We start from the raw sequence: 2499 nt of genomic DNA on the forward strand, positions 1-2499 counted from the left end.
TGCCGCCGCGATGGCGATGGCCGGGCTGCCGCAGGCGTACCTGCCGGGCCGCAGCATGGTCGCGCTCGGCGGCGGCACGTGGCGCGGCGAGAGCGGTGTCGCGCTCGGCCTGTCGACCATCTCCGACAACGGCAAATGGGTCGTCAAGGGGAGCGCGAGCAGCACGTCGCGCGGCGACGTCGGCGGGTCGGTCGGTGTCGGCTACCAGTGGTAAACGCGCGTCATGAAAGCCATTCACCTTGGAAATCAACGATCCATGCATAACCAGCACACTCGTGTATCGGGCCGGGCCGTCCGCACGGCGGCCGCCGCCTGTCTCGCCGTCGCGCTCGCGGGCTGCGGCAGCCTCAGCACCGTCACGCCGGAAGGCACGACCGACCAGGCCGTGTTTCCCGACGTGAGCCATGCGACCGTGAAGGACGGCTCGTGGCCGAACCTCGACAGCCTGCGCAGCGTGCGCAGCGGGATGAACAAGACGCAGTTGTACGAACTGCTCGGCACGCCGCATTTCTCGGAAGGGCTGATGGGCGTGCGCGAATGGGACTACCTGTTCCATCTGCCGTCGGCAAGCGGCCCGATCCAGTGCCAGTACAAGGTGCTGTTCGATCAGGACCGGCTCGCGCGCACGTTCCTGTGGAAGCCGGAAAGCTGCGCTGGCGCGCTCGAGCAGGCCGGGCGTCCGTAACCGGCCACCCCGCAACGGCCGGTGCGGTTGTCTCGACCGGCCGACTCCGCAGGCTCGCCCGCCGTGCGCGCCGATGTGCGCGGGTGGCGGAACGGTTCTTCTCGCGTTGCCCTGTATCGCGCCTTGCCTGTTTGCCAAACGGGCCGATCCGGCCGTTCGTCGCCGAAGCCGCGTGTGTTCGACGCCGTCCTGCGCGAAAATCGGTCTCCACGACGAAGCCGGCCCGCGCCGGCGACGCCCCCGCGTCGAACGACAGGAGACGACATGACGAAGCAGGACGACACGATGTGCACGCACTGCGTCGCGTGGCAGAACGTGCAGACCTGGCAGACGGCCGAATGGTGCCGGCTCGCCGAGACGCGCTCGGGCATCGATCTGTCGGGCACGCTGGCAGGCGCGATCGACGGCATGCCGCTGCGCATCGAATACGCGATCGCGTGTGGCGCCGACTGGCTCACGCGCGCGGCGCGCGTGACGCAGTGGGGCGGCACGCAGCCGCCGCGCGAATGGGAGATCGCGTGCGACGCAGGGCGGTGGACGATCGATGGCGTCGACGTACCGGCGCTCGCGGGCGCGACCGACCTCGATCTCGGTTTCAGCCCGTCGACGAATACGCTGCCGATCCGGCGGCTCGCGCTGGCGGTCGGCGAGGCGGCCGTGATCCATACCGCATGGCTGCGCTTCCCGGATTTCGAGTTCGTGCGCGGCGAGCAGCGCTATACGCGTACGGCAGAGCGCGTGTACCGCTACGAAAGCGGCACGTATGCGGCCGATATCGCGGTCGACGAAGCGGGCCTGGTCACCGACTACGACGAATGGCGGCGCATCGGCGCGGCACCCGCGCGCTGATTCACGCGTATCGCGTGCATCGTGCTTCGGTAGCGGCGGCGCGTCAGCGTGCGCTCGCGACCGACAGCTTGCCCGGAATCAGCTTTAGCGTGCTGAACGTATCGGCGATGGTCTGCTGATACGCGAGCGTCGCGTCGCTGATCGGCTGCACGCCGTAACCGGCGCGCTTGAGCGCGACTTCGAGCGTCGGCGCGTCGAGGCCGACGAGCGGTGACAGTTGCGTGGCGACGTCGCTCACATGGTCGCGCGCCCAGCGATCGACCGCGTCGACTTCGTCGAGCAGCGCGCGCAGCACCTGCGGGTGAGCGGCCGCGTATTTGCGCGCCGCGAGGTAATACTGCGTATTGCGCACGAGCCCTTCGCCATTCGCGATCACGCGCGCGCCGATCTGCCGCTCGGCGGCGGCCAGGTACGGATCCCAGATCACCCACGCATCGACATTGCGCTGCACGAACGCGGCGCGCGCGTCGGCGGGCGTCAGGTAGATCGGCTGGATGTCGGCATACGTGAGGCCCGCGCGTTCGAGCGCCTTCACGAGCAGGAAGTGGACGTTCGAACCCTTGTTGAACGCGACCTTCTTGCCGCGCAGCTGCGCGACGGTGCGGATCGGCGAATCGGGCAGCACGACGATCGCCTCGCCCTGCGGCGCGGGCGGCTCGTTGCCGATGTAGACGAAATCGACGCCGCCCGCCTGCGCGAAGATCGGCGGCGTCTCGCCGACCGTGCCGACGTCGATCGCGCCGGCGTTCAGGCCCTCGAGCAATTGCGGGCCGGCCGGAAATTCGAGCCACTGCACGGTGACGCCCTGGCTCGCGAGCCGCTTCTCCAGCGTGCCGCGGGCCTTGAGCACGACGAAGTTGCCGTATTTCTGGAAACCGACGCGCAGCCGCGTGCCGCTGTCCTGCGCGTGTGCAGGCAGGCCCGCGAGCGGGCCGAGCGCGAGCCCGGCCAGTCCGGCGGCCGCG

Annotated in this window: 4 protein-coding genes; 3 read left to right on the forward strand and 1 reads right to left on the reverse strand. The window is 69.5% G+C overall.

What is annotated here, in order from left to right; translation table 11 throughout:
• From G3N93_RS38065 to G3N93_RS38075, 3 genes are all read left to right on the forward strand, one after another.
• The coding region (locus tag G3N93_RS38065; RefSeq protein WP_206135332.1) for a YadA-like family protein at positions 1–214 on the forward strand (214 nt) is incomplete at its 5' end.
• A 42-nt stretch (positions 215–256) separates the two neighbouring features.
• Complete coding sequence (locus tag G3N93_RS38070; protein WP_206135333.1) at positions 257–685, forward strand: outer membrane protein assembly factor BamE; 429 nt, start codon at positions 257–259, stop codon at positions 683–685.
• Positions 686–949: 264 nt separating this feature from the next.
• Positions 950–1534 carry a putative glycolipid-binding domain-containing protein gene (locus G3N93_RS38075; RefSeq protein WP_206135334.1) on the forward strand — a complete coding sequence of 195 codons (585 nt, stop codon included), beginning with the start codon at positions 950–952 and terminating at the stop codon, positions 1532–1534.
• A gap of 43 nt (positions 1535–1577) precedes the next feature.
• On the opposite strand, the gene G3N93_RS38080 is transcribed toward G3N93_RS38075, so the two are convergent.
• On the reverse strand, positions 1578–2499 hold a 922-nt coding region (locus G3N93_RS38080), incomplete at its 5' end, for a sulfonate ABC transporter substrate-binding protein (RefSeq protein WP_206135335.1).

This window comes from Burkholderia sp. Se-20378 (assembly GCF_017104665.1).
GTDB lineage: Bacteria > Pseudomonadota > Gammaproteobacteria > Burkholderiales > Burkholderiaceae > Burkholderia > Burkholderia lata.